The 23,534-nt window shown below is 69.3% G+C and carries 26 protein-coding genes; 7 read left to right on the forward strand and 19 right to left on the reverse strand.

Going from position 1 to position 23,534, the window contains the following annotated elements; all coding sequences use genetic code 11:
* Positions 1–196 precede the first annotated feature (196 nt).
* The 5 genes from DT074_RS08715 to DT074_RS08740 all read right to left on the reverse strand — a co-directional run bounded on the left by DT074_RS08715 (position 197) and on the right by DT074_RS08740 (position 5,096).
* Positions 197–571 carry a hypothetical protein gene (locus DT074_RS08715; RefSeq protein ID WP_162914739.1) on the reverse strand — a complete coding sequence of 125 codons (375 nt, stop codon included), beginning with the start codon at positions 569–571 and terminating at the stop codon, positions 197–199.
* Positions 572–890: 319 nt separating this feature from the next.
* On the reverse strand, positions 891–1,883 hold the full coding sequence (locus DT074_RS08725; RefSeq protein WP_119419451.1) for a cytochrome d ubiquinol oxidase subunit II: 993 nt from the start codon (positions 1,881–1,883) through the stop codon (positions 891–893).
* A complete protein-coding gene (locus DT074_RS08730; protein WP_119419452.1) occupies positions 1,880–3,253 on the reverse strand; it encodes a cytochrome ubiquinol oxidase subunit I in 1,374 nt (457 codons plus the stop codon). Before DT074_RS08730 ends, DT074_RS08725 begins: the two co-directional genes overlap by 4 nt.
* A 96-nt stretch (positions 3,254–3,349) precedes the next feature.
* Positions 3,350–4,210 carry a TauD/TfdA dioxygenase family protein gene (locus tag DT074_RS08735; protein WP_119419453.1) on the reverse strand — a complete coding sequence of 287 codons (861 nt, stop codon included), beginning with the start codon at positions 4,208–4,210 and terminating at the stop codon, positions 3,350–3,352.
* A 58-nt stretch (positions 4,211–4,268) separates the two neighbouring features.
* On the reverse strand, positions 4,269–5,096 hold the full coding sequence (locus tag DT074_RS08740) for a helix-turn-helix domain-containing protein (protein ID WP_119419536.1): 828 nt from the start codon (positions 5,094–5,096) through the stop codon (positions 4,269–4,271).
* Positions 5,097–5,194: 98 nt separating this feature from the next.
* Here DT074_RS08740 and DT074_RS08745 point away from each other — a divergent pair, with 98 nt between their 5' ends.
* Positions 5,195–6,082 carry a DMT family transporter gene (locus DT074_RS08745; RefSeq protein ID WP_119419454.1) on the forward strand — a complete coding sequence of 296 codons (888 nt, stop codon included), beginning with the start codon at positions 5,195–5,197 and terminating at the stop codon, positions 6,080–6,082.
* Positions 6,083–6,144: 62 nt separating this feature from the next.
* The gene (locus tag DT074_RS08750) at positions 6,145–6,444 is read left to right on the forward strand and encodes a putative quinol monooxygenase (protein ID WP_119419455.1); all 300 of its coding nucleotides are present in this window, start codon (positions 6,145–6,147) and stop codon (positions 6,442–6,444) included.
* A 21-nt stretch (positions 6,445–6,465) separates the two neighbouring features.
* Here DT074_RS08750 and DT074_RS08755 read toward each other — a convergent pair whose 3' ends face one another.
* From DT074_RS08755 to DT074_RS08775, 5 genes are read right to left on the reverse strand one after another with little or no spacing between them, the layout of a single operon-like run.
* Complete coding sequence (locus tag DT074_RS08755) at positions 6,466–6,876, reverse strand: hypothetical protein (protein ID WP_119419456.1); 411 nt, start codon at positions 6,874–6,876, stop codon at positions 6,466–6,468.
* Positions 6,873–7,403, reverse strand: a complete 531-nt coding sequence (ppa, locus tag DT074_RS08760) for an inorganic diphosphatase (protein ID WP_119419457.1) — start codon at positions 7,401–7,403, stop codon at positions 6,873–6,875. Before ppa ends, DT074_RS08755 begins: the two co-directional genes overlap by 4 nt.
* 33 nt (positions 7,404–7,436) lie before the next feature.
* Positions 7,437–8,222 carry an inositol monophosphatase family protein gene (locus tag DT074_RS08765; protein WP_119419458.1) on the reverse strand — a complete coding sequence of 262 codons (786 nt, stop codon included), beginning with the start codon at positions 8,220–8,222 and terminating at the stop codon, positions 7,437–7,439.
* On the reverse strand, positions 8,222–9,574 hold the full coding sequence (locus DT074_RS08770) for a TldD/PmbA family protein (protein WP_119419459.1): 1,353 nt from the start codon (positions 9,572–9,574) through the stop codon (positions 8,222–8,224). The genes DT074_RS08765 and DT074_RS08770 overlap by 1 nt, the downstream gene beginning before the upstream one ends.
* Before the next feature lie 28 nt (positions 9,575–9,602).
* Positions 9,603–10,811 (reverse strand): argininosuccinate synthase, encoded by a 1,209-nt coding sequence (locus tag DT074_RS08775; protein ID WP_119419460.1) that lies wholly within the window; start codon positions 10,809–10,811, stop codon positions 9,603–9,605.
* A gap of 170 nt (positions 10,812–10,981) precedes the next feature.
* On the opposite strand from DT074_RS08775, the gene DT074_RS08780 reads away from it, so the two are divergent.
* The 3 genes from DT074_RS08780 (at position 10,982) to DT074_RS08790 (ending at position 13,708) form a co-directional block, all read left to right on the forward strand.
* A complete protein-coding gene (locus DT074_RS08780; RefSeq protein ID WP_119419461.1) occupies positions 10,982–11,866 on the forward strand; it encodes a hypothetical protein in 885 nt (294 codons plus the stop codon).
* Between the two features lie 79 nt (positions 11,867–11,945).
* Positions 11,946–12,488, forward strand: coding sequence for a helix-turn-helix transcriptional regulator (locus tag DT074_RS08785; RefSeq protein WP_119419462.1), 543 nt, complete (start codon positions 11,946–11,948; stop codon positions 12,486–12,488).
* A 41-nt stretch (positions 12,489–12,529) separates the two neighbouring features.
* Positions 12,530–13,708: an MFS transporter gene (locus tag DT074_RS08790; protein ID WP_162914740.1), complete on the forward strand. Its 1,179-nt coding sequence runs from the start codon at positions 12,530–12,532 to the stop codon at positions 13,706–13,708.
* Here the strand turns inward: DT074_RS08790 and pssA are convergent.
* Genes pssA through DT074_RS08805 form a run of 3 tightly spaced genes read right to left on the reverse strand, consistent with a single transcriptional unit; the run spans position 13,705 to position 16,237 of the window.
* On the reverse strand, positions 13,705–14,499 hold the full coding sequence (pssA, locus tag DT074_RS08795) for a CDP-diacylglycerol--serine O-phosphatidyltransferase (RefSeq protein WP_119419537.1): 795 nt from the start codon (positions 14,497–14,499) through the stop codon (positions 13,705–13,707). The genes DT074_RS08790 and pssA overlap by 4 nt on opposite strands.
* A gap of 1 nt (position 14,500) precedes the next feature.
* Positions 14,501–15,193 carry a phosphatidylserine decarboxylase gene (locus tag DT074_RS08800; RefSeq protein WP_119419464.1) on the reverse strand — a complete coding sequence of 231 codons (693 nt, stop codon included), beginning with the start codon at positions 15,191–15,193 and terminating at the stop codon, positions 14,501–14,503.
* Between the two features lie 42 nt (positions 15,194–15,235).
* Positions 15,236–16,237 carry a GlxA family transcriptional regulator gene (locus tag DT074_RS08805; RefSeq protein ID WP_119419465.1) on the reverse strand — a complete coding sequence of 334 codons (1,002 nt, stop codon included), beginning with the start codon at positions 16,235–16,237 and terminating at the stop codon, positions 15,236–15,238.
* 97 nt (positions 16,238–16,334) lie between these two features.
* Between DT074_RS08805 and DT074_RS08810 the strand changes: the two genes are divergently transcribed.
* Positions 16,335–17,159, forward strand: a complete 825-nt coding sequence (locus tag DT074_RS08810) for an alpha/beta hydrolase family protein (RefSeq protein ID WP_162914741.1) — start codon at positions 16,335–16,337, stop codon at positions 17,157–17,159.
* Here DT074_RS08810 and DT074_RS08815 read toward each other — a convergent pair.
* Entirely contained in the window at positions 17,156–19,012 is a 1,857-nt protein-coding gene (locus DT074_RS08815; RefSeq protein ID WP_119419467.1) for an ABCB family ABC transporter ATP-binding protein/permease, read from the reverse strand. The genes DT074_RS08810 and DT074_RS08815 overlap by 4 nt on opposite strands.
* A 140-nt stretch (positions 19,013–19,152) precedes the next feature.
* On the opposite strand from DT074_RS08815, the gene DT074_RS08820 reads away from it, so the two are divergent.
* Positions 19,153–19,641 (forward strand): hypothetical protein, encoded by a 489-nt coding sequence (locus DT074_RS08820; protein WP_119419468.1) that lies wholly within the window; start codon positions 19,153–19,155, stop codon positions 19,639–19,641.
* On the opposite strand, the gene DT074_RS08825 is transcribed toward DT074_RS08820, so the two are convergent.
* The 5 genes from DT074_RS08825 to DT074_RS08845 form a co-directional block, all read right to left on the reverse strand.
* Positions 19,550–20,644, reverse strand: coding sequence for a LysM peptidoglycan-binding domain-containing protein (locus tag DT074_RS08825; RefSeq protein ID WP_119419469.1), 1,095 nt, complete (start codon positions 20,642–20,644; stop codon positions 19,550–19,552). The genes DT074_RS08820 and DT074_RS08825 overlap by 92 nt on opposite strands.
* Before the next feature lie 89 nt (positions 20,645–20,733).
* A complete protein-coding gene (locus DT074_RS08830) occupies positions 20,734–21,111 on the reverse strand; it encodes a VOC family protein (protein ID WP_368744551.1) in 378 nt (125 codons plus the stop codon).
* Positions 21,108–21,428, reverse strand: a complete 321-nt coding sequence (gene cutA / locus DT074_RS08835; RefSeq protein WP_119419471.1) for a divalent-cation tolerance protein CutA — start codon at positions 21,426–21,428, stop codon at positions 21,108–21,110. The genes DT074_RS08830 and cutA overlap by 4 nt, the downstream gene beginning before the upstream one ends.
* On the reverse strand, positions 21,425–22,468 hold the full coding sequence (locus tag DT074_RS08840; RefSeq protein WP_368744552.1) for a COX15/CtaA family protein: 1,044 nt from the start codon (positions 22,466–22,468) through the stop codon (positions 21,425–21,427). Before DT074_RS08840 ends, cutA begins: the two co-directional genes overlap by 4 nt.
* Positions 22,469–22,475: 7 nt before the next feature.
* Positions 22,476–23,525: an alcohol dehydrogenase gene (locus tag DT074_RS08845; RefSeq protein WP_119419472.1), complete on the reverse strand. Its 1,050-nt coding sequence runs from the start codon at positions 23,523–23,525 to the stop codon at positions 22,476–22,478.
* Between the last annotated feature and the right edge of the window lie 9 nt (positions 23,526–23,534).

The following is a 23,534-nucleotide window of genomic DNA, read 5'->3' on the forward strand; positions in this document are numbered from 1 at the left end:
CGCGCTGCGAGGTGATGCAAACTGGAGCGCCGGGAGCCCCCACTCTCGGCGGGCTACTTGATTCACACATCTCTCAGCCATCGCGGTGAAAGCCCTCTCCGCCCTCGAAGAGGGGGGAGAGGGTTGGGTGAGGTGGGGAGGATATGGGTCGGGATTGTGCGCAAGCGCGGATGCGTTGCGTGCAGTACGTATTCGGTTAAGCCAAATCAGCGAAGTCGTCATTGAACCGCTCGGCGGAATATCTCGCACGCCAACCGCCGCTTCCCATGTACCAGCCAGACAGCTCACTCCCGCCATCAGTAGCCAGATCGATCTCCCTCCCGCTCTTGCTCACGAACTTGAGTCGCAGCAGACCCTGGTCAATGGCATTCAAGAACTGAAATAGGACCTCGTCCACCGCATCCGGTATCACACCGGCGATGGCAGCGGGTTCTTCGACACAATGCCGCCATCGCATCGCGGCCGGCGAACGAGCGTCCGGCTGTAGTAGGCCGTCGCAGTTGCGAACGGCAGCATCCCTAATCTGCTGGATCAATACCGCGGCAAACTCTTCAAGGTCGGGATCTTGCATAGATCGCTCCATGGGGCGCCCACCGACGAAGACTACTCCAGGCTCCGATGCTCCGACATCGTCCACCCCGCATGCCATGGGCCGCGGTCTTTGCCGGATGCCGACTGCGCGCACACGAATCTCGTCGAGAAGCGGCGCGCCCCACCTCTCCCCAACCCTCTCCGCCCCTAAGGGGCAGAGAGGGCTTCCCGCACCGATTTTGGGAACGCGCTCGTTTGCTGGTCCGCGATTCTCTAGATCAGCGCGCGCAGACCGTAGGCGAGTAGCGCTACTGCCGCGAGGCCGCCGAGGTAGAGGGCGGCGAACCAGAGGGCGCGGGTCAATGGTAGCCCTCACCTTCGGCCACCTTGCCGCGGAACACCCAGTAAGCATGCGCGGTGTAGGCCAGGATGATCGGGATCAGGATGACGACGCCGACCAGCAGGAACTTGAGGCTGGAGGGCGAGGCGGCGGCCTCCCAGATGGTGATCGCCCGCGGCACCGCGTAGGGCCAGAGGCTGATGCCGAGGCCGAGATAGGCGAGCAGGAAGATCGCGACCGTGAGCAGGAACGGCGCGAGCTCGCGGCCACGCCGGAGGCTCTGCCAGAGCTGCGCGCCGGCCGCGACAGTAGCGAGCGGCACCGGGGACAGCAGGAGCAGACGCGGCCAGGCGAACCAGCGCTCGGCGATCGCCGGCTGGGCGAGCGGGGTCCACAGGCTGACCACGCCGACGAAGCCGAGCACGACGACGACGAGGCGCATCGCCCAGTCCCGCGCCCAGGCCTGCAGGTGCCCGTCGGTCTTCAGCACCAGCCAGCAGGCGCCGAGCAGCGCATAGCCGGCGACGAGGCCGAGGCCGGTCATCAGCGCGAAGGGCGTGGCCCAGGCGAAGGGGCCGGCCGCCGCGTCGAAGCCCTCGACGAAGCGGCCGAGCACGATGCCCTGCATCAGCGCCGCGACGGTGGAGCCGCCGGCGAAGGCGGCGTCCCACAGGCCGCGGTCGCGGCCCTGCGCCTTGGGATGGAACTCGAAGGCGACGCCGCGCAGCACCAGCGCGATCAGCATCAGGATGATCGGCAGGTAGACCGCCGGCAGCACGGTCGCGTAGGCGACCGGGAAGGCGGCGAGCAACCCGCCGCCGCCGAGCACCAGCCAGGTCTCGTTGCCGTCCCAGACCGGGGCGACCGTCGCCATGATGCGGGCGCGGTCGCGTGTGTCGGCGAAGGGCGCCAGGATGCCGAGGCCGAGATCGAAGCCGTCGAGCAGCACGTACATCGCCACCGCGAAGGCGATGATGCCGGCCCAGATGATGGGTAGGTCGAGCTCGCTCATGCGCGGCCTCCGTGCCAGGCGATGCCCGGCGGCGCGGCCTCCTTCGGCGCCTCGATGCCACGGTTGATCAGCCGCGCCACGTACCAGAGGAAGGCGCCGAGCAGGCCGACATAGACGATGACGAAGAGCGCGAGCGAGGTCAGCACCTCGCCCCGCGTCACCGGCGAGACCGCGTCGGCGGTGCGCATCAGGCCGTAGACCACGAAGGGCTGGCGCCCGACTTCCGCCACCAGCCAGCCGGCCAGCACGGCGATGAATCCGCTCGGGCTCATCGCCGTCAGCGCCCAGAGGAGCCAATTGGGCAGCCAGCGGCTGCCCGCCAGCCTGCGGCGCCAGAGCCGCCAGGCCGCAACCCAGGCCACCGCCACCATCAGGAAGCCGATGCCGACCATGACGCGGAAGGCGAAGAACACGATCGGCACGTTGGGCCGGTCGGCCGGCGGCACTTCGGTCAGGCCCTTCACCTCGCCGTCCAGGTCGTGCGTCAGGATCAGGCTGGTCAGCTTGGGGATGGCGATCTCGAAATGATTCTTCTCCGCCGCCATGTCGGGCAGCGCGAAGAGGACCAGCGGCACGCCGCGCGCGGTCTGCCAGAGCCCTTCCATCGCCGCGACCTTGACCGGCTGATGCTCCTTCACGTTGAGCCCGTGCTGGTCGCCGAGGAAGACCTGCAGCGGTGCCAGGATCGCCGCCAGCACGACGCCGAGCGCCAGCGCGCGCCTGGCCTCGTCGCCGGCAACGCCGCGCAGCAGCTGCCAGGCCGAGACGCCGGCGACCGCGAAGGCGGAAGTGAGGAAGGCGGCCGTCACCATATGCGCCAGGCGGTGCGGGAAGGACGGGTTGAAGACGATGGCCCACCAGTCCTCCGGCACGAAGCGGCCGCTGACCAGGACGAAGCCGGCGGGCGTCTGCATCCAGGAATTGGCGGCGAGGATCCAGAAGGCGGAGATCACCGTGCCGACCGCCACCATGGCGGTGGCGAGGAGATGGAGGCGCGGCCCCACCTTGTCCCAGCCGAACAGCATGATGCCGAGGAAGCCGGCTTCGAGAAAAAACGCCGTCAGGACCTCGTAGCCCATCAGCGGCCCGAGGATGTCGCCAGTCGCCTGGGAGAAGGCGCTGAAATTGGTGCCGAACTGGTAGGAGAGCACCACGCCGGAGACGACGCCCATGCCGAAGGCGAGCGCGAAGAGCCGGACCCAGAAGCCGTAGATGCGGCGCCAGGCCGCATCGCCGGTCTTCAGCCACAGTGCCTCGACGACCAGCAGGAAACCGGCGATCCCGATGGTGAAGGTCGGGAACAGGATGTGGAAGCCGATGGTGAAGCCGAACTGGATGCGCGCGAGCAGGGTCGCGTCGAAATGTTCCATCCCGCCCTCCTGACGCCACGGCCCTCACCCAATTCACATAGGGCGCCGCGGGTTTCCGTGCAGTGCGAGATTCCGCCGCACCGCCTCCGGCAGGAACTAGTTGATCGCCGCTTCGCTCGCCGGATCGCCGGCAATCCGGCTGTGCCACATGATGCGCGGCTCGGTCATGTCCCAGGGCATCGCCCGGTGCAGCAGGCAGCGATTGTCCCAGATCACGGCCTCGCCCGGCTTCCAGCTGTGGTGATAGGTGCGCGGTGCCTGGCAGGCGAACTCGACCAGGCCGTCGAGCAGGCGCTCGGATTCCTCGGGCTCCATCCCGGGGATGTTGTGGGCGTGGCGGCCGATCAGCAGCGACTTGCGGCCGGTTTCCGGATGCGTCTTCACCAGCGGGCGGAGCGGCACCGGCCCGTCATGCAGGCCATAGCCGCTGTACTCGCTCTTCTTGTCCTTGTGCTGGAAGCCGGCCTTGGCCTGGCTGTAATGCAGCGAGTGATAGGCCGAGAGCCGCTCGACGCGGTCGCGCACCGCTGCGTCCAGCGCATCGTAGGCCGCGCGCATATCGGCCCAGCCCGTCTCGCCGCGCGCCGACGGCACCACCTTGGCCGAGAACACCGCACCCTTGGCCTGCAGCGGCATGTAGGTGCTGTCGGCATGCCAGCCCATATTGCCCTTCAGGATCTTGACCACGTCGTCGTTGTCCGCCTCGCGGCGGAGCGTGCCGTCGGATTTCACGTTGCTGATCGCCGCCATCTCGAATTCGAGCGCGCCGAAGCGCCGCGCGAAGGCGATCTGCTGCTCGCGGGTCAGGAACTGCCCGGGGAAGATCAGCAACGCATGCTCGAGCCAGGTGGCGTAGAGCTCGCGGAAGGCCGGCTCGTCCAGGTTGGCGAGCTTCAGGTTGGTCACCACGGCGCCGAAGGTGGCGTCGACCGGGGCGACATCGAAATGCTGCGGCATTGCGCTTCCTCCGCACAGAACCGGCCGTTCTCGGCCGTTGCCGGAGAGTATAGCAGCGTCATTTCGTCCTGCCGGGCGCCGCCGCCCATCGGCGGAACAGGCTCGCCGTCGCTTCGTCCATGGCGAAGAAGCTCTCCACCCGCAGCTCCTCGGCCGTCACGTCGCGCGGGGTGCCGAGCGTGGCGATGGCGGTGAACAGGTTGAGCGCGGTGCCGTCCTTGCGGAAGCGCATCGGCAGGACGGGGCCGCCATCGCTCTCCTCCGTCGCGGCGTCGACGGCCTGGCGCACGCCGTCATAGGCGAGCAGGCGGGCGAGCAGCGCCGCCGTCGCCGCGTTGCCGTCGGCGGCCGCATCGGCCTCGACGCTGCGGATGAAATGGCGCACCACTTCCCGCCAGTTCTCCAGATAGGGCCGGAGCACACCGGGCGCGACCAGCGCATCGGCCATGTTGATCGCCGTGCCGGGCGCGACCGGGCCGACCAGGAACTCGACCAGCCGCACCGCCGCGCCATTGGCCTGGAGCAGGTTCCAATGCCGGTCGACCGCGACCGCGGGAAATGGTTCCTGCTGCGCCAGCATGAAGTCGACGGCGCTCCGCACCTGCGCCATCGCCGGCGCGGCGAGATCGGTCTCGCGCCAGACCGGTGCGAAGCCGGCGGCGACCAGCAGCGCGTTGCGCTGGCGCAACGGCACGCTGAGCGTATCGGCGAGGCGCAGCACCATGTCGCGGCTCGGCTGCGCGCGGCCGAGCTCGAGGAAGCTCAAATGCCGCTGCGAGATGCCGGCTTCGCCGGCCAGCGCGAGCTGCGAAAGGCCGCGCCGCGCGCGCCACCATTTCAGCCGCGCAGCGAAGTCGTTCGCGCGCGCATCCGTCCGCTTCTGCATGAATACCTCCGGCGTAGTTGCGCGCCGGCCCTCCTCCGCCACGATGCCACAGCGCCGGATGCGCGGCACGGGGGAAGCGGTGACCAGAGAATACCAAGATGGGTGAAGGGCTGGGCGTTCTGCTCGCCATCGTGTCGAGCGCGCTCGGCGGCAGCGCGGCGGCGATCACCCGCTATCTGGTGACGAGCGCCGATCCGGTCACCATCGCGCTGCTGCGCTGGGGCATCGGCTTTGCCTGCGTGGCGCCGGTGGCGCTGGCCTTGCGCGTGCGCTGGCCGGCGCGGCGCGACTGGCCGGCGGTGGCGGCGCTCGGCATCGCCTTCTTCGGCCTGTTCTTCATCCTCTACAACATCGCCGTCGGCTACACGACCGCCGCGCGCGCCAGCCTCGCGCTGGCTACACTGCCGCTGCAGACCATGCTGATCGGCGCCGCGTTGCGCATCGAGCCGCTGACGCGCCGCAAGTCCGCCGGTGTCGCCGTCGCCATGCTGGGCGTGGCGGCGGCGCTGGCGACCGGTCTCGCCGCCGCGCCCGCCGGCGCGTGGCGCGGCGAGCTGATCATGATCGGCGCGGTGTTCTGCATGGCGTTCTACAACGTGCTGTCGCGCCCGTTCATGCAACGGTCGAGCGCGCTCGGCTTCCTCGCCGTCGGCATGGGCGCCGGCGCCGCGGCGCTGCTCGCGGTGGCCATGCTGACCGGGCGAATCGCGGTGCTGCAGCAATTCGGCCCAAGCGAATGGGCCGCCGGCCTCTATCTGGGCGCCGGCGGCGGCGCAGCCGCTTTCATCCTGTGGGTGCTCGCCTTGCAACGTGCGAGCCCGACCCGCGTCGCCACCACGATGACGGTGAACCCGGTCGCCGCCGGCCTGCTGGCGACGCAGCTGGTCGGCGAGCCGATCACGCCGAACCTGGTGCTCGGCCTGGTCGCCGTGTTCGCCGGCATCTGGCTGGCGACGACGGAAGCGCGCAAGCGCGTGCCGGCTTGAGCCGAGCTTGCGCAGGCACGGAACCTGCAGGCGGCGCGACGGAACCGACCGGAGGCCACCGCATGCTGACCATCACCGCCATCATCCGCGCCCGCCGGGGCAGCGAGCAGACCATGCGCGAGGCATTGCTGGACGTCGCCGCCCATGTCCGCGCCAACGAGCCGGGAACGCTCGGCTTCTACATTGCGCAGGGCGGCGACGATCCCCGCCTGTTCACCACCTATGAGCGCTTCGCCGACCGGGCGGCGATGGACCGGCACAACGGGTCCGACGTCGTCGCCCGCTTCTTCGCCATCGCCAGGCCGATTCTCGACGGCGAGGTGGTGCTGGTGACGGGCACGGAGAACTCGCACAAGGCGTAATCGTCTACGCCACAACCACGCTCACCTGGCGCGCATCACGCCAGCGATCCAGCGCAGCGCTTCCTCCCGGTCGCGGAAAGCCTCGACCAGATCGCCGCGCCCGGCCAGCTCGGAATACGAGCGGAACATGCGGATCATGCCGTAGCCGACTTCGTCGGCGACCACGAAGGCGCGCGGCGCGCCGGGGACGAAGGGCGTGCCGGCGGCGATCCGCTTCACCGCATCGGTATCGATCGCCGCCGCATCGGCCCGGGTGTAGTCGAACAGCAGCGCGAAGGCGGGATCGAAAGCCGGGTCGGCGCGCACCTGGGCCTGCGCCGCCGCCAGCGTTTGGAGCGTGACCTTGCCGATATAGGTGACGATGACGAGGCGGCGTGCCGGATCGATCTCCCAGGTGATCGACGGCACGGCCTCGTCCCCCGGGCCGGTCATCGCCCGCGCGCTCGCTCGATGCCCTCGCGAATCATGCGCTTGGCCGCATCCGGCCCGACCCATTCCACGATGGTGACCCACTTGCCCTTTTCCAGGTCCTTGTAGTGCTGGAAGAAGTGGGCGATCTGGTCGAGCAGGATCTTCGGCAGGTCGCTGTAGCTGGTCACGCCAGTGAAGAAGGGATGCAGCTTGTCGACCGGCACGGCGATGATCTTCTCGTCCTCGCCCGCCTCGTCCTTCATCAGCAGCGCCCCGATCGGCCGGCAGCGGATCACGGCGCCCGGCACCACCGGCGTCTGGCTCACCACCAGCACGTCGACCGGATCGCCGTCGCCCGACAGCGTGTGCGGCACGAAGCCGTAATTCGCCGGGTACTGCATCGAGGTGTGCAGGAAGCGGTCGACGAACAGCGCGCCCGATTCCTTGTCGAGCTCGTACTTCACCGGCAGCCCGCCCTGCGGGATCTCGATGATGGCGTTCACGTCATCCGGCGGCGCCACGCCGGTCGGGATCTTCGAGACGTCCATATGGAGCCTCCTGGACTTAAGGTGGCGCCGATCTTACGCCTGCTCCCGCCCCTTCAGCATCCCGACCAGTTGATCGTGCACGCCCGGTGCGGCCGCGAGCACCGAGGGATGCCGCGTGCCGAGGGTGGCGAAGTCGAGCTCGTCGCCGTTGACCGTGGTGCTGCGCGCGCCGGCTTCTTCGAGGATCAGGTGGGCGGCGGCGATGTCCCAGTCGCTTTTCGGCGTCATGGAGATCGCCGCCTCGAAGTCGCCGGCCGCCACCTTGACCATGCGGTAGGCGATCGAGTTCATGTATTTGAAGCTGGCGCCGGGGGTCTGCTCGATCCACTTGTTGCGCTCGAAGGTGCGCTGGCTGGCGAGCAGGCGGGCGCCGGCGAGATCGGGGCGTGCGCTGGCGCGGATCGGCTTGTCGTTCAGCCGGGCGCCGCCGCCGGCCACCGCCTCGTACATCTCCCCCGTCGCCGGGTTGAACACCGCGGCGGCGACCGGGCGGCCCTGGTCGACCAGGGCGGCGCAGACGGTGAATTCGGGCTTGCGCTGGATGAAGGCGCGGGTGCCGTCGATCGGGTCGACCACCCAGACGCGGTCGGCATCGCGGGCATGCTCGTCGGATTCCTCCGACAGCCAGCCATAGCCGGCCCTGGCTTCGTAGAGGCGCTGGTGCAGCAGCTTGTCGATGGCGACATCGGCCTCGCTGACCGGGTCGTCGGGATATTTCTCCCAGGTCTTGAAGCTGCCCTCGAAGAAGACGCGGGCGAGCGCGCCCGCCTCGCGCACCGCCTCGATCAGGAGCGCGTGGTCAGCCTGGAGATCGGCCATCAGGTGCCGGCGACCGTCATGCCCTCGATGCGCACCGTCGGGCTGTCGGTGCCGTAGCGGAAGGTGAGGTCGCTGGCCGGCGTCAGCCGGGCGAACATGTCCTTCAGATTGCCGGCAATGGTCAGCTCCGAGACCGGGTAGGCGAGCTCGCCGTTCTCGATCCAGAAACCGGCCGCCCCGCGGCTGTAATCGCCGGTCACCGCATTGACGCCGAAGCCAATAATCTCCGTGACATAGAGGCCATGTTTGATGTCGGCCATCATCTCATCCGGACTCTGCTTGCCGGGCGCCAGGTAGAGATTGGTGGTGGAGGGCGAAGGCGGGCCGCCGGTGCCGCGCGCGGCATGGCCGGTCGACTTCAATTTGAGCTGGCGCGCCGAGGCGCTGTCGAGCAGCCAGGTGGTGAGCTCGCCATTGTCGATCAGCACGGTGCGCTGCGTCGCCACGCCCTCCCCGTCGAACGGCTTGGAGCGCAGCCCGCGTTTCCTGTGCGGGTCGTCGATCACCTGGATGCCGGGCGCGAAGACCGGCTTGTGCAGCCGGTCCTTCAGGAAGCTGGTGCCGCGCGCCACCGCCGGGCCGGTGACGGCGCCGGCGAGGTGGCCCAGCATGCTGCCGGCCACGCGCGGATCGAACACGATCGGCACCGCCTGGCTCGGCATCTTGCGCGGGTTGAGGCGCGCGACCGCCTTCTCGCCGGCGGAGCGGCCGACTTCTTCCGGGCTCGCCAGCTCCGACAGGTGGCGGACGCTGGCATAGTCGTAGTCGCGCTCCATGCCGGTGCCCTCGCCGGCAATGACGCTGGCCGAGACGCCGTGATGCGAGCCGATATAGGCGCCTGCGAAGCCTTCGGAGGTCGCCAGCGCCACCAAGCCGACCGACCAGTCGGCCCCGGCCCCTTCCGAATTGGTGACGCCCTTCACCGCCAGCGCTGCCTCCTCTGCCGCCTTGGCGCGGGCGACGAGATCCTCCGTCGTCGGCTCGACGTGGTCGCGCAGGTCGAGATCGGGCCAGCGCTTGGCCAGCAAGTCGCGGTCGGCGAGGCCGCAATAGGGATCTTCCGGTGCCGCCTTGGCCATGGCGACGACGCGCGCGACCGTCGCGTCCAGCGCGGCGGAAGAGAGGTCGGTGGTGGAGACGAAGGCCTGGCGCCGCCCGACCAGAACGCGGATGCCGAGATCCTGGCCTTCCGAGCGCTCCACATCTTCGAGCTTGCCGAGGCGGAACGAGATGTTGAGCGAGGCGCCCTGCACCATGATCGCGTCCGCCGCGTCGGCGCCGGCCCGCTTCGCCCGCGCCATCAGGTCGGTGAGCAGGTCGAGATGCTGCTGGCGGCGATCCGGGAATGACATGGCGGCACTCTTCGATGAAGGAATGGAATCAACCTCGGCGCTTCAGCAGCTTGAGGCGCAGCGCGTTCAGCCGGATGAAGCCCTGCGCGTCGAACTGGTCGTAGACGCTGTCTTCCTCGAAGGTGACGTGCGCGAGGCTGTAGAGCGATTTCGGCGACTTGCGGCCGACCACGTTGACGGAGCCCTTGTAGAGCTTGAGGCGCACGGTGCCCTCGACATGCTCCTGGCTCTTGTCGATCAGGGCCTGCAGCATCTCGCGCTCCGGCGCGAACCAGAAGCCGTTGTAGATCAGCTCGGCATAGCGCGGCATCAGCTCGTCCTTCAGATGCGCCGCACCGCGGTCGAGCGTCACCTGTTCGATACCGCGATGCGCGGCATGCAGGATGGTGCCGCCCGGGGTCTCGTAGATGCCGCGGCTCTTCATGCCGACGAAGCGGTTCTCCAAGAGGTCGAGCCGGCCGATGCCGTGCTTGCCGCCGAGCTCGTTCAATCTGGCGAGCAGCGCGGCCGGCGACAGCTTCTGGCCGTTCACCGCGACCGCGTCGCCCTTGAGGAACTCGACCTCGACATACTCGGCCTTGTCCGGCGCCTTCTCAGGATCGACTGTGCGGGAATAGACGTAGTCCGGCGCCTCCTCCCAGGGGTCCTCCAGCACCTTGCCCTCGGCGGAGATGTGCAGAAGGTTGGCGTCGACCGAGAACGGCGCCTCGCCGCGCTTGTCCTTCGCGATCGGGATCTGGTGCTTCTCGGCGAAATCGATCAGCGCGGTGCGCGAGTTCAGCTCCCATTCGCGCCAGGGGGCGATCACCTTGATGGCGGGGTCGAGCGCGTTGTAGCTGAGCTCGAACCGCACCTGGTCGTTGCCCTTGCCGGTCGCGCCATGCGCCACCGCATCGGCGCCGACCTGGTGGGCGATCTCGATCTGGCGCTTGGCGATCAGCGGCCGGGCGATCGAGGTGCCGAGCAGATAGAGCCCCTCGTAGAGCGCGTTGGCGCGGAACATCGGGAACACGAAATCGCGGACGAACTCTTCCTGCACGTCCTCGATGAAGATCTGCTTCACGCCGGCCATCTGGGCCTTGGCGCGGGCCGGCTCCAGTTCCTCCCCCTGGCCCAGATCGGCGGTGAAGGTCACCACCTCGCAGCCATAGGTGACCTGCAGCCATTTCAGGATCACCGAGGTGTCGAGGCCGCCGGAATAGGCGAGCACCACCTTCTTCACGTCACGCTTTGCCACGTCTGTTCAGCCTTCGTTGGCGGGGGTTCGGAGAGCGGCGGAGTATAGGCGGGCGCCCGGCGCCCGCAACGGCCGGGCAGCGATCCCCTTTGATGCAAGGCGATCTTGCAATTTTTGCACGAGAAGGACCGCCCCCTTATGATCCCGGCACCCATGCACCGAACGGCACCATGTTCCAGCTCCTGAAACGCCGGATCCTCGGCCTCGACCCCGCGCGGTCGCTGCGCCGGGTCGCCGAATACGACCTCGATCGCGGCTACGACGATTATGCGGCCGCCTGCCGGCAGGCCGGCCCGGCCCCGGACGAGCCGGCGAACGAGGCCGAGCTGCGGACGACGGCCGAGATGCAGATGCAGGGCGTCAGCTGTCTCGACGTGCTGAGCCCCGCGGCGACCGAGGCGCTGCGCCGCCGGGTGGTTGACCTGCCGGTCGTCCCCCCGCGCACCGAGGAGATCGACTACAGCGACACCTTCGACGTGCCGGAGGCATTGGTCGGCGACCTGGTCGAGGCCTGCCTGCCCGCAGCGGTGGCCGGCGCCGTCGGCCGGCATTTCGGCTCGCATTTCTTCGTCTATGGCTGCCACATGACGCGGCTGCGCCCCGGCATGCCGTCGAAACGATCGATGCTCTGGCATTGCGACAGCGGGCCGACGCGGCACCTGAAGCTGCTGGTCTATTTCGAGGACAGCCGCGTCACCGGCGGCAACACCGCCTTCCTGGACCGGCAATCGAGCGACGGCTTCCTGGAGCAGGGCTATACGTTCGGGCCGGTATCGAGCCGGCGCGACGACCTCGGCACGCTGGCGCGCCGGCTCGGCCTGCGCTTCGCGCCGCAGAACTGGGACGTGAAGGCAGGCCAGGGCCTGCTGTTCGAGCCGGCGCGGGTTCTGCACCGGGGCGTCGTGCCCGACCGGGCGCCGCGCCATGTCTTTACGCTGGTGCTGCTGCCGAGCCCCAGGCCCTGGACCGAGATCCATGCCGCGCGGGGCCGCCGCGTGCCTGTCTTCAAGGGCCAGTTCCCGAAATCCGCAAAGGAGTTGCCGGCCGGCACGTAGGCGATTTCGCTGGCGCACCTATATTGCTTCGATATATTGGCCTGACATGTAGGCACAACAACAATTCCGCAACGAAGCAATGGATATCCGCACACTCTGTCTCGGCATCCTCACCCTCGGGGAGGCCTCCGGCTACGAGATCAAGCAGGCCTTCGAGGAGCATTTCAGCCGGTTCTACGAGGCGAGCTTCGGCTCGATCTACCCCGCCCTCGCCAAGCTGACCGATGACGGCATGGTCACCTGCACCGAGCAGCCGCAGGACCGCCGCCCCGACAAGAAGGTCTACCGCATCACCGCCTCCGGCCGGCTCGAATTCATCGACGAGCTGATGAAGCCGCCGGGGCGCGACCGGCTGCGCTCGGAATTCATCGCCACCTTGATGTTCGCCGACCTGCTGCCGACCCGGCACCTGGCCGACCTGCTGGACGAGCGCGTCCACGATTGCCGCGAGGCGGTGGCGGAATGGCGGGCGCGCGAGGCCAAGGGCAGGCTGACGCCGGGCCAGCGCTTCGTGCTCGGCTACGCCATCGCCATGCACGACAGCATGGCCCGCTATATCGAGGAGAACCGCCACCTGATCGAGGGACACGCTCTGCTGGCGCCGTCCAGCTCGGGCGCCTGATCGCCGTCCAGCAAAGTCCGTAAAGAGTCTCGGGGGGAAACGTGACAGTGCCGGCCGGCGTCGAGGCCGATTTCGTCTCGCCGCGCGCCCGCGGCGAATATGTCGCGATCAGCGCCGCTCTGTTCCTCGCCTGGTTCGCCTGGTCGACCCAGGCGATGCTGGCCGTGGTGCTGGCGCAAGAAGGCTTCGAGCCCGCCATGATCGGGCTGATCATCGGCATCGGCATCATCCCGTCGCAGATCGCGACCCTGACCGCCGGCAGGCTGATGGCGCGCACGCGGCCGCTGGCGGTCGCCATCACCGGCTTCGCGCTGATGCTGGCCGGGCATGTCGCGCTCGAATGGGTGCGCGAGATGTGGGTGCCGCTGTTCGCCGCGCGTCTGGTGCAGGGCGCCGGCCAGGGGCTCGGCGTCACTGCCATGATGGTGGCCTGCCAGCGCCGTCTGACCGACCGGCGCATGGTCTATTTCTTCGGCATGTTCACCAGCATGCTGTCCTTGCCGAACGTGATCGGCCCGCCGGTGGCGGAACTCTATCTCGAGGGCATCGGCACCGACGGCCTGTTCCTGGTGACCGGCCTGCCGATCGTGGTGGCGATCGCACTCCTGCTGCGGCCGGTCGGCCATGAGACGCCGCCGCCCGCCCGCGCCGCGCAGGGCCCCGGCTATCTCGCGCTGATCACCCACCCCGGCACGCGGATGGTGCATCTGCTGACCGTCGCGGCCGGATTCCTGTGGGGTTTCGTGCCGGCCTTCCTCGCGCTCCTGCTGCTGCAGCGCGGCCTGCCGGCCTGGAGCTTCTTCTCGGTGATGACGGTGACTCTGTTCGGCTCGCGCTTCGGGCTGCTCGCCGGCGTGCATGCGCTGCCGCGCCATGTCGTGGTGGCAGGCGGCATGGCGCTCTATGGCCTCGCCTATCTGCTGCTCTGGGCGACGCCCGCGCTCTGGGCGACCATCGCCGCCGCCATCGCCTTCGGGCTCGGCCATTCGACCGCGTTCCCGATCCTGTCGGTCTGGTCCTCGATGCGCTTCCCCTCGGCCGAGCGCGGCCGCGCGGTGGCGCTGGCACAGCTGCTGTTCTCCGGCGGCAGCGGCATGGCGCCGCTCGCCGGCGGCGCGCTGATTCAGATCTTCGGCCTTTCCAACCTGCTCGCCGCCATGGGCCTGGTGCCGCTCGCGCTTGGCGGGCTGATTCTGCTCCGGCGCCGCGACCGCGCCTAAGGCTGCGGCGGCTCCGCCAGCTGGACCGGCCGCGATGCCTCCGCCTCGCGCGCCATGCGCCGCGCCGTTGTCACCGAGAACGGCAGGCTGCCGAGATAGGCGAGGCCGATCAGCGCCAAGGTCCACCAGGTGAAGTTGATCAGCGCGGCGGCGAGCACGGCGACGCCGATCAGCGCCGGCAGCATCATCTCGCGGCCGATCCGCACCTTCTTCATCGAGAAGGTCGGCAGGCGGCTGATCATCAGGAAGCCGATGCAGAGCAAGGCGACGGCATTCAGATAGGCCGAGCGGAAGCCCGCGTCGCCGAGCTCGAACGACAGGAACATCAGGACCAGCGCGAGGCCGCCGCCGGCCGGGGCCGGCACGCCGGTGAAGAAATGGCTCTGCCAAGGCGGCGGGCTCGGCTCGTCCAGCGCCGTGTTGAACCGCGCCAGGCGCAGCGCCGAGCAGGTGGCGAAGACCAGCGCCGCGGCCCAGCCGAGGCCGCCGATCTGGTGCAGGGTCCATTGATAGATGACGAGCGCCGGGGCGACGCCGAAGCTGACGAAATCGGACAGCGAATCGAGCTCGGCGCCGAACCGGCTGGTGCTCTTGAGCAGCCGCGCGAGCCGGCCGTCCAGCCCATCGCAGATGCCGGCAACCAGGATGGCGAGCGTCGCCTTGTCCCACTGGCCCTGCAGGCCGTAGCGGATGGCGGTGAGGCCGGCGAACAGCGCCAGCACCGTAATGGCGTTGGGCAGCAGCGCGTTGATCGACTGCCGCTTCAGATGCGGCCGGGGCGGGCGCAGCACCTCAGCGCACCTCGCCGCGGCGGGGCAGCTCGGTCGCGGCGGCATCGGCGATCACCGTCTCGCCGCCGATCGCCGTCATGCCGACATCGACCAGCGGCACCATGCCGTCGTCGAGATAGACGTCGCAGCGGCTGCCGAAGCGGATCAGGCCCATGCGCTCGCCGGTGCGCACCACCTGCCCCTCGTGCAGATCGCAGACGATGCGGCGCGCGACGAGGCCCGCGATCTGCACCAGCGCGATGCTGCGCCCGCCGTCGAGATCGATGCGGGCCGACTGGCGCTCGTTCTCCTCGCTCGCCTTGTCGAGGCTGGCATCGAAGAACCTGCCGGGGCGATAGACCAGCTTGCCGATGGTGCCACTGAGCGGCACGCGGTTCACATGCACGTTGAACACGTTGAGGAAGATCGAGATGCGGAGCCTGGGGTCCGGCCCCATATCGAGCTCGGGCGGCGGCGGCGCCCGCTCGATCAGCTGCACCACACCGTCGCCCGGGCTGACCACCAGCCCCTCTCGCACGGGGACGGTGCGCGGCGGGTCGCGGAAGAAATAGGCGCACCAGGCGGTCAGCACCAGGCCGAGCCAGCCGAGCGGCGCCCACAGCCAGAACAGGACCAGCGTCACCACCAGGAAGATGGCGACGAAACGCCAGCCTTCGCGGTGCAGCGGAACCAGAACCGAACGAATGGTGTCCATTACCTTCCCGACGCTTGCGCCCCCGGTGCCATCTACCAGGGTTTACCTGATTGGGCCAACTGGGCCGGCCGCCTGCCCCACCGGCCTCCGCAGATCGCGCGGCGCGGCCTGGAAGTTCCGCCGGATCAGGCGCCGGAGCGCCGTGGCGTCGCCATAGCCGATCCGGCGGGCCACCTCCTCCACCGGCAGGCCGGTGGTTTCCAGCAGGTGATGGGCGCGGGCGAGGCGGATCGATTGCAGGAAGGCGGAAGGCGAGCGCCCGGTCGCCTTCAGCACGCGGCGGTGCAGGGTGCGTTCGGTGACGCGCAGCGCCCGGGCCGCTTCCGCCACGCCGAAGCTGTCGCCGATCTTGCGGTTGGCCATGCCTTCCAGGCGCGCGACCAATTCGTCGGCATGGCGCAGATGCGACCAGACCATGTAGCGCGCCTGGCTCGGCCGGCCGTCGATCAGGAGGTAGCGCGCGGCGAGATCGGCGACCTTCGGGCCGCAATCGCGGCGCAGCAGATGCAGCATCAGATCCATCTGCGCCAGCGCCGCGCCGGCGGTGGCGATGCGCCCGTCCTGCACCACCATGCGGCCGGTCTCGAGCCGGCTGTCGGGGAAGAGCCGGCGGAAGGCATCGGCGAGCCACCAGGCCGTGGTGGCGCTGCGGCCAGCAAGCAGTCCGCCGGCACCGAGCAGGAAGACGCCGGAGCAGGACGCCGCGACGGCGCCGCCCTGGGCGTGATGCCGCCGGGCCAGTCGCGCGAGCAGCTCTACGTCCGACGCGGCGAGGCGGAGCGCGATCTCGGCCGGCTCGACGAAACCGAGGCCGGGGATGATCAGCGTGGTGCGGCCGAGCCGGGTGCGGGGCCCGAGCGGATCGGCCGACAAGGTCAGGCCCGGCCCGAGGCGCACGGCCGGCGCCGGCGACAGCACCCGCCACTCGAGCGCCGGCTTGCCCAGCGCTTCGGCAATGCGCCGGGCGGCGGCGAGGGCGTCGAGCGTCAGCGCCGTGGCGGCGCCGAGCGCGCCGTCGAGTACGGCGATGGTGTAGTGCGGCATGTCCGATTTGGCTCGTTCAATGTCGGATCGGACACTAGTCGCGACAGCCGCCGGGGCACAACTCTCCTCTCCACCGGATCGATCACGGCGAGACACCATGACCCAGCCCGCCATCACGCTCGAGCAGATGCTCCGCCAGTTCAACCGGCCGCGCCGCCTGGAGCGGAGCCCGGCCGAGGAGGCTTTCATCGCTTCCGGCCTCCACTCGACCATTGTCCATCGTGGGCTGCGGCTCGCCGCCTGGACCTGGCCCTCGACCGGGACCCGCGTTCCGCGCGTGCTGCTGGTGCATGGCTGGGACAGCCAGGCGAGCCATCTCGGGCCGATCGGCAGCGCCCTGGTCGCGGCAGGCTATGGCGTCACCGCCTTCGACGCGCCGGCGCACGGCCAGTCGGAGGGCGAGACCTCGAGCGTGGTGGAGATCGGCCGCGCCATCCTCACGGTGGCGGAAGCAGCCGGCCCGTTCGACGCGGTGGTTGCCCATTCGGTCGGCTCGCCCTCGGCGCTCTACGCCTTCGCCAACGGCCTCACCGCGCGGGCCAGCATCCACATCGCCGGACCGGCCTCGCTCGAACGCGTCCTGGCCAGCCGCGCCCGCGCCGCCGGGCTGCCGGCGGATCAGCTGGCGGAGTTCCGTCGGCTGGTGGAGGCCGATATCGCCGCCCGGATCGAGGACATGGAGCTCGCCAACCTGGCGCATGGCTTCCGCCATCCCGCCCTGCTGCTGCACGCGCCGGAGGATGCCGAGATCCCCTTCGCCGAGAGCGAGGCGCTGCACCGCGCTTGGCCCGGCTCGCGCCTCGCGCCCCTGCCCGGCCTCGGCCACCGCCGCATCATCGGTGCGAGCGAGACCGTGGCGCTCGCCATCGACTTCCTGGACGAACAGCTCCGCCGCGGCATGGGAGACCGGAAGCGGGCCTAGCCGGCGTCCTCCTCCGCCTCCGCTTCTTCCACGGCCTGGATGCGCTCGCGCGCCTCGGCGGCTTCCTGCTGGCGGGCCCACATCTCGGCGTAGTGGCCGGCCTGGGCGAGCAGATCCGCGTGGCGGCCGCGCTCCACCACCTGGCCGCCTTCGAGCACCAGGATCTCGTCCGCGTGCACGATGGTGGAGAGCCGGTGGGCGATGATCAGCGTGGTGCGATTCTCCGAGACCTCGCGGAGCGAGGCCTGGATCTCCTTCTCGGTGCGGGTGTCGAGCGCCGAGGTCGCCTCGTCGAACAGCAGGATCTTCGGGTCCTTCAGGATGGTGCGGGCGATGGCGACGCGCTGCTTCTCGCCGCCGGAGAGCTTGAGGCCGCGCTCGCCCACTTTCGTCCGCCAGTTGTCCGGCAGGTGATCGACGAAATGGTCGATCTTGGCGAGCCGCGCGGCGCGGCGGATCTCGTCCTCATCGGAGCGCGGCCGGCCATAGCGGATGTTGTAGCGGATGGTGTCGTTGAACAGCACCGTGTCCTGGGGAACGATGCCGATGGCGGCGCGCAGCGACGCCTGCGTGACCTGGCGGATGTCCTGGCCGTCGATCCGGATCGCGCCCGACTGCACGTCGTAGAAGCGGAACAATAGCCTGGAGATGGTCGACTTGCCGGCGCCGGAGGCGCCGACGATCGCCACCGTCCTGCCGGCCGGCACGCGGAAGCTGACGCCTTTCAGGATCGGGCGCCGGAGGTCATAGGCAAACTGCACGTCATCGAACTCGACCTCGCCGCCTTCGAGGCGGAGAGGCGTGGCGCCCGGCGCGTCCCGCACCTCCTCGTCGACGGCGAGCAGGTTGAACATGCGCTCCATGTCGACCAGGCTCTGCTTCACCTCGCGATAGACCATGCCGAGGATGTTGAGCGGCTGGTACAGCTGGATCAGGAAGGTGTTGACCAGCACGAAATCGCCGAGCGTCATCTCGCCGCGGGCGACCCCCTGGGCCGCCAGCAGCATCACGGTGACCAGCCCGCCGGCGATGATGATGCCCTGTCCGACGTTGAGAGCCGACAGCGACAGCTCGCTCTGCACCGCGGCGTGCTGATAGCGCTCCAGCGCGCGGTCGTAGCGCGAAGCCTCGTGCGGCTCGTTGCCGAAATACTTGACCGTCTCGTAGTTGAGCAGGCTGTCGATGGCGCGGGTATTGGCCTCGGCGTCGCGCTCGTTCATCTCGCGGCGCAGCTTGATGCGCCATTCCGTCATCACCAGCGTGACGGCGACATACAGCACGATGGTGACGAGGGTCGCCGAGGCGAACCAGCCGTCATAACGCAGCAGCAGCAGCGCGACGACCAGGCCGATTTCGAACAGGGTCGGCAGGATGTTGAACAAGGTGAAGGACAGCGCGAACTGGATGCCGGCATTGCCGCGCTCGATGGCGCGCGACAGCCCGCCGGTCTGGCGCTCCAGATGGAAGCGCAGCGACAGCCGGTGCAGGTGCTGGAAGGTCTCCAGCGCGATGGTCCGCACCGCGTGCTGCGACACCTTGGCGAAGATGGCGTTGCGCAGCTCGCCGAAAGCCTGCGCCATGATGCGCGCCAGGCCATAGGCGAGGATCAGCGCGACGGGCACCGCGACCAGGGCGACGGCCGGCCGGTCCAGCGCGTCGACCGCATCCTTGTAGAAGAACGGCACCGAGACGTTGGCGAGCTTGGCCAGCACGATCAGCACGGCTGCGGCGACCACCCGGGCCTTCAGGTCAACTCGACCCGGCGGCCAGAGATAGCGCAGCAGAGTGGCGATGGTCTTGAGATGCCCCCGCGACGGCGGCTCGCCCGCTGGCGCCTGCACGAAGCCCTGCATGTTCCCGACCCTAAACCGCCCTTTCCAGCCCGCGCGCCCGCCCACTCAACATGTGTTGGCAACATATGTAGATATCTTCACCGAAACTTAAGGTGGTTCGGGCTGTCATCCGGGGCAATCCTTTTCCACGCGTTGGTGCCATGCCGTTGACGAAGTACGCGAATTCCATCGAGGCCCTGGCACTGGCGTTTCCGGTGAAGTTCCGCTTTGGCTGCCTCGGCATGGCCTTCGAGGCCGTGGCGACGATCGAGGGCGAGGGCCAGGGCGAATCCTGCCGGCTCACCCTCGAGGCCGATCTCGGCCCGGTGCCGTTCACGGCGGAAAGCCCGCAGGCGCGGAGCCTCAGGCTTGCCTTGTTCAACCTCGCTCCTGGCGCGGCTGACGACCGACGCTTCGTCGAGCGGCAGAACCGGCTGATCCTGGTGACGACCGCCACGCTGGAGGCCAATCCCCCGGCCCGGCGGCTGGTCGCCGCAGCGGTGGCCCAGGTGCTGCGCTGCCGGCCGGAGCTGGCGCTGGCCGCAGAGACCGCGGCGGTCACTGCCCGGCGGGCGGCTTCCCGGCCGCCGGCGCCGGAACAGGTCCCGCCGGCAGCGGCGGAACCGGTCCCCCAGGCTTCGGCAGCGTGAAGATCTGGCCCGGATAGATCAGGTCCGGATCGCGGATCTGAGTCTTGTTGGCCTGATAGATCACGGTATAGGCGGCGCCGCGCCCATAGGTGCCGCGCGAGATCTGCCAGAGGTTGTTGCCGGGCTGCACGACCACACGGCCCTCTTCCACCCTGATGTCCTCCGGCGCGGCGCGGCTGAACGGCAGCTCGATGCGCGAAGCGACCTTGCCGGCCTCGCGCACCTGGTCGACGCGCAGGGTATAGACGCCGGGATCGACCCGCTCGACGAGCCTCGTCTCCCAATGGCCGGCGGCATCGGCGACGGCGGTGCCGACCGGCTTGTTGTTGATATAAACCTGCACGGTGGCCCCGGGCTCGGCCCGGCCGCTGAGCCGCACATCGCCCTTCTCGTCATAGTCGACGCTGTCGAGGCTGAGCCCCTTGGTCGCCTTGAGCTCCTCCCCCCGCGAGGGCACTTGCATCAGGCGGCTGGCGCCGGTCTGCGGCGTCAGCACGGCGATCGCCTGCTGGCCCTGATCGTCCGGGCCGCAGACCGGCACCACCACGACCACCGTGTCGGGCGAGCTCACCGGCTCCTGGCCGTCGAACTGGGCGGCAAGGCGCAGCTCGCGCGAGCCGCTTTCCAGCGGCAGGTCCGGCACCAGCACCCATTCGCCGCGCGGATCGGCCTTGACCCGGCCGAGCTCGCGCGTGGGGGTCGAGACGATCACGGTGGCGCCTGGCGCGGCGCGGCCGGCGATCACCGCGGTGCAGGAACGGCTGACCCGCACGATATCGAAGCTCGGCGGCACCATCGGCTGGGCCTTGGAAGCCTCCGTCTCGGCCGGCGCCGCCGGCGGCTTGACCTCGGGATCGCCTTTGCCCGAGCCGGTGGTGCCCGACATGACGTCCGGCTGGCGCGTGGCAACGCGCCCCGGCTCCGGCGGGCGGACAAGGGAGAAGTAGACGATCAGCGCGGCGCCGATGACCGCAAGGCCGACGAAGATCCAGTTACCGCGCAAGTCGGGTGCGTCCTTCGAATTGACGCGACTGTAGAGACCGCCGCCCCGGCTTACAACGCCGGGGGACGGGAGGGCTCATCCCAGGAACCTCAGGCAAGGGGTTCCGACAGCTCCACGAGGTTGCCGTCGGGGTCGCGGCAGTAGATCGAGAGGATACGGCCCGTCGCGCCGGTGCGCTCCGCCGGCCCGAGCAGGATGGCGATACCGCCGGCGCGCAGCCGGTCCGCCATCGAGGCGACCGGGCCGTCGATCAGGAAACAGAGATCGGCGGTGCCGGGCATCGCCAGCGCCGCCTTGGGCTCGAACTCGCCGCCCAGCGGATGCAGGTTGATCTTCTGGCGGCCGAAATGCAGCGACACGCGGCCAGGGCCGTAATGCTGCACCGTCATGCCGAGCCGCTCGTAGAAGCCGATGGTTGCGGCGATGTCGCGCACGGTCAGCACGAAATGGTCCAGGCTCACGATCACGGCGCGGCCTCCTCGGCGAGCCATCGGAGATAGTCGGGATTGCCGTCCAGGATCGGCAGCGAGACGGCGCAGGGCACATCGTAGCTGTGCAGCTCCTTCACACGCGCCACCAGCGGGGGAACCAGCGGCGCCCGCGTCTTGGCGATCAGCACCGCCTCCTCCGCCATCTCGACGGCGCCCTGCCAGCGATAGATCGAGCGCATGCCGGGCAGGATGTTGACGCAGGCGGCGAGCCGCGCCTCGACCAGCACGCGGCCGATCTTCTCCGCCTCGTCGACCGAGCCGGCGGTGATGTAGACGAGACGAAGGTCGCTCATGCGCGCCGGCTCGCATGCGCCAGCGCCGTCGCCACCGTGATCACGGCCAGCGCGCCCGCCTGGTGCGCCAGGCCGAGCGCCAGCGGCACCTGGGCGAGCAGGGTCCAGATGCCAAGCGCGAATTGCAGGGCGACGCCCGCGAGCAGCCATCCGGCCAGCCGCCGCGCCGGCGATGGCGGCAGGCGGCGCGCGCGCCACCAGGTGACGAGCGCCGCGGCGGCGACCACGATCGCCATCAGGCGATGGTTGAACTGCACGGTGAGAGCGTTCTCGAAGAGGTTGAGCCAGGCGGGCGCGGCGGCGAACAATCCTTGCGGCACCAGAGCGCCGTCCATCAGCGGCCAGGTGTTATAGGCCATGCCGGCATCGAGCCCGGCCACCAGACCGCCGAGCAGTATCTGCAGGAAGATCAGGGCGAGAGTGAGGCGCGCGGGCCCGCGCAAGACGGCGGCGGCCGGAACCGTCTGCGGCACGATGACGCCGCGGGCGGTCCAGATCAGGCCGATCAGGATCAGCACGGCGAGGCCGAGATGGGCAGTTAGCCGGTATTGGCTGACATCGGTGCGCTCCACCAGCCCCGACGCCACCATCCACCACCCGACCGCACCCTGCAGGCCGCCCAGCAGGAACAGCACGATCAGGCGCGGCAGCAACGCGCGGTCGATGGCGCCGCGGATCAGGAACCAGATGAAGGGCAATGCGAAGGCGACGCCAATGAGGCGCCCGAGCAGGCGGTGCGTGTACTCGATCAGGTAGATGCGCTGGAAGGCTTCCAGCGACATGCCCTTGTTGATCAGCTGGTATTCCGGGATCTGGCGATACTTTTCCATCTCCGCCTGCCAGGCCTCGTGGCTGAGCGGCGGGATGGCGCCGGTGACCGGCTTCCATTCGGTGATCGAGAGACCTGAATCGGTCAGGCGGGTATAGCCGCCGACCAGCACCATCAGCGCGACCAGCGCGGCAATGACGGCAAGCCAGGTGCCGACCGCGCGGGTCGGCCGCGCCGCCGCGCCGAGCCGGCCGGCCGCGACCGCCGTCAAGCCGGCCTCACGGATGCAGCACCACGCGGCCCAGGATGCGGCCGGCCTTCAAGTCCTCAACCGTCTGCCCGGCCTGCGCCAGCGGCCGGTTGGAGATCGGCGGCGACTGCACCAGACCCTTGCGGCCAAGCTCGAGCAGCTCCTGTAGCTCGTCGAGCCGGCCGGTCATCGAGCCCTGCACGGTCCAGCTGCGGAACGGGAACATCGGCACCGGCACGGTGAAGCTGCCGCCGAACAGGCCGACGATGACGAGCTTGCCGCCCTTGCGCAGCACCGAGGTGCCAAATTTGGTCGAGCTCTCGGCGCCAACGAAATCGACCGCACCCGCGACGCCGCCGCCGGTCTGCGCCACCAGGCGCTTCACCGCGTCGGCGGCGGTGGAGTTGATCACGTCGGCGGCACCGGCCTGCTTCGCCAATTCGAGCTTCTTGTCGTCGATATCGGCGACGATCGGCGCCACGCCGGTCACCGCCTTGGCGAGCTTCACACCGGCAAGGCCGACGCCGCCGGCGCCGATGATGAGCAGCGCCTGGCCCTCGCTGAGCTTGCCGATCTTCTTCAGCGCGCTGAACGCCGTGAGGCCGGAACAGGCGAAGGTGCAGGCGAGGTCGTGCTCGACGCCCGTGTAGTCGAGCAGGTAGCGCGCATGCGGCACCAGCACGTGGTCGGCGAAGCCGCCATCGACATTGACGCCGATCTGCCGCGGCTTGTTGCAGAGATGCTCGTCACCGGCCTTGCAGGTGGCGCACTGGCCGCAGCCGATCCAGGGATAGACGACGCGGCGGTCGCCGACCTTGACGCCGCTCGCCTCGGGGCCAACCGCCACCACTTCGCCCGCCACTTCATGGCCCATGGCGAGCGGCAAGGTGTCGCTCGACACCGCCGGCACCTTGCGGCCGCCGCCCATGTCGAAATGGCCTTCCCAGATATGCACGTCGCTGTGGCAGACGCCGCAGCCGGTCATCTTCAGCAGCACCTCGGTGCCTTTCGGCGCCGGGTTGGCTTCCTTCATCTCGGCCAGAGGCGCGCCGAACTGCGTGATGCGATAGGCCAGCATGGGAGTCCC

This window comes from Desertibaculum subflavum, assembly GCA_003576705.1.
Classification (GTDB): domain Bacteria; phylum Pseudomonadota; class Alphaproteobacteria; order Ferrovibrionales; family Ferrovibrionaceae; genus Desertibaculum; species Desertibaculum subflavum.

Bases quoted from the DNA above. Each gene is read 5' to 3' on its own strand.
- DT074_RS08845 (WP_119419472.1), bottom strand. From the start codon at position 23,525: ATGCTGGCCTATCGCATCACGCAGTTCGGCGCGCCTCTGGCCGAGATG.
- cutA (WP_119419471.1), bottom strand. From the start codon at position 21,428: ATGAGCGACCTTCGTCTCGTCTACATCACCGCCGGCTCGGTCGACGAG.
- DT074_RS08725 (WP_119419451.1), bottom strand. From the start codon at position 1,883: ATGAGCGAGCTCGACCTACCCATCATCTGGGCCGGCATCATCGCCTTC.
- DT074_RS08815 (WP_119419467.1), bottom strand. From the start codon at position 19,012: ATGCAGGGCTTCGTGCAGGCGCCAGCGGGCGAGCCGCCGTCGCGGGGG.
- DT074_RS08745 (WP_119419454.1), top strand. From the start codon at position 5,195: ATGGGTGAAGGGCTGGGCGTTCTGCTCGCCATCGTGTCGAGCGCGCTC.
- DT074_RS08765 (WP_119419458.1), bottom strand. From the start codon at position 8,222: ATGGCCGATCTCCAGGCTGACCACGCGCTCCTGATCGAGGCGGTGCGC.
- DT074_RS08820 (WP_119419468.1), top strand. From the start codon at position 19,153: ATGCCGTTGACGAAGTACGCGAATTCCATCGAGGCCCTGGCACTGGCG.
- DT074_RS08770 (WP_119419459.1), bottom strand. From the start codon at position 9,574: ATGTCATTCCCGGATCGCCGCCAGCAGCATCTCGACCTGCTCACCGAC.
- DT074_RS08780 (WP_119419461.1), top strand. From the start codon at position 10,982: ATGTTCCAGCTCCTGAAACGCCGGATCCTCGGCCTCGACCCCGCGCGG.
- DT074_RS08715 (WP_162914739.1), bottom strand. From the start codon at position 571: ATGCAAGATCCCGACCTTGAAGAGTTTGCCGCGGTATTGATCCAGCAG.
- DT074_RS08810 (WP_162914741.1), top strand. From the start codon at position 16,335: ATGACCCAGCCCGCCATCACGCTCGAGCAGATGCTCCGCCAGTTCAAC.
- DT074_RS08740 (WP_119419536.1), bottom strand. From the start codon at position 5,096: ATGCAGAAGCGGACGGATGCGCGCGCGAACGACTTCGCTGCGCGGCTG.
- DT074_RS08805 (WP_119419465.1), bottom strand. From the start codon at position 16,237: ATGCCGCACTACACCATCGCCGTACTCGACGGCGCGCTCGGCGCCGCC.
- DT074_RS08755 (WP_119419456.1), bottom strand. From the start codon at position 6,876: ATGACCGGCCCGGGGGACGAGGCCGTGCCGTCGATCACCTGGGAGATC.
- DT074_RS08750 (WP_119419455.1), top strand. From the start codon at position 6,145: ATGCTGACCATCACCGCCATCATCCGCGCCCGCCGGGGCAGCGAGCAG.
- DT074_RS08785 (WP_119419462.1), top strand. From the start codon at position 11,946: ATGGATATCCGCACACTCTGTCTCGGCATCCTCACCCTCGGGGAGGCC.
- ppa (WP_119419457.1), bottom strand. From the start codon at position 7,403: ATGGACGTCTCGAAGATCCCGACCGGCGTGGCGCCGCCGGATGACGTG.
- DT074_RS08735 (WP_119419453.1), bottom strand. From the start codon at position 4,210: ATGCCGCAGCATTTCGATGTCGCCCCGGTCGACGCCACCTTCGGCGCC.
- DT074_RS08800 (WP_119419464.1), bottom strand. From the start codon at position 15,193: ATGGACACCATTCGTTCGGTTCTGGTTCCGCTGCACCGCGAAGGCTGG.
- DT074_RS08730 (WP_119419452.1), bottom strand. From the start codon at position 3,253: ATGGAACATTTCGACGCGACCCTGCTCGCGCGCATCCAGTTCGGCTTC.